1 protein-coding gene is annotated in these 797 nt (G+C 57.8%); it reads right to left on the bottom strand.

Annotated features, from left to right (window positions below; genetic code table 11):
- A partial coding sequence (locus HMPREF2808_RS08785; RefSeq protein WP_141752597.1) for an ISL3 family transposase occupies nucleotides 1-797 on the bottom strand: 797 nt, incomplete at both ends.

Consider the following 797-nt stretch of genomic DNA (forward strand, 5'->3'; position numbering starts at 1 on the left):
TGGAGTCTTTGTCGGCAACTGGTGAGCTTGTCAGCTGCCAGATGCACTACATGGAAAGGGTCCATGACTTTATCCGCCTGTGGTAGTTGCTGCTCGACTGCGGTGGCATATCCGGTGAACCCATCCATTGTCACCACCTGTATCTGCTTCCGGAAGCTGGGGTTGCGTTGTTTCAGCCACCCGCTGAGCACGTCGGCGGACCTGCCCGGTCGCATGTCTAACAAACGAGCAGGCCCACGCCCGTCCACCAGCGGGGTGAGGTCAACAAGTATGGTCACCAGGTTTGATGCCTGGCCTGGTTTTCTGGTGTGTTTCCATACGTGTTCATCGACTCCAAGAATGCGAACCCCGTCTAGGTGGTGAGGGTCGCCGTAGACAAGCTGGCGGCAGGCATCTAGTGCGACCTGGTTGACCAGGTCCCAGCCCACACCGAGTGCTTTGGCGGTGGCTGACACACTCATCCGGTCAATAGCAAGGCGCTGCAAGATCCAGCGGGTGACCCGGTAAGTGAGTTTGGCACCGTCATCAGCGCAGGTTAAAGATTCTTGGAAGATCTTTCTCTTACATGAGGCGGCTGTGCACCGGAACCTAGGGACTGTTACGTGCAGCCTGGTGGGGAATCCAACAACAGGAAGATCAACGAGTCGACGGGTGATGTGGTCGCGTAACTTTCCTGGCTGTCCGCAGTCCGGGCACACACCGCTAACGGCTACTGGTGTGGCCTCAATGATGGTCAGCGGCCCGGCATCAGCAGCACCGGTGATAGCAAGTCCGATTTCCGCGGTACGGCAGATGGT

Origin of the sequence: Corynebacterium sp. HMSC078A10, from assembly GCF_001811565.1 — a bacterium.
In the GTDB taxonomy this organism is placed as follows: Bacteria; Actinomycetota; Actinomycetes; order Mycobacteriales; family Mycobacteriaceae; genus Corynebacterium; species Corynebacterium hesseae.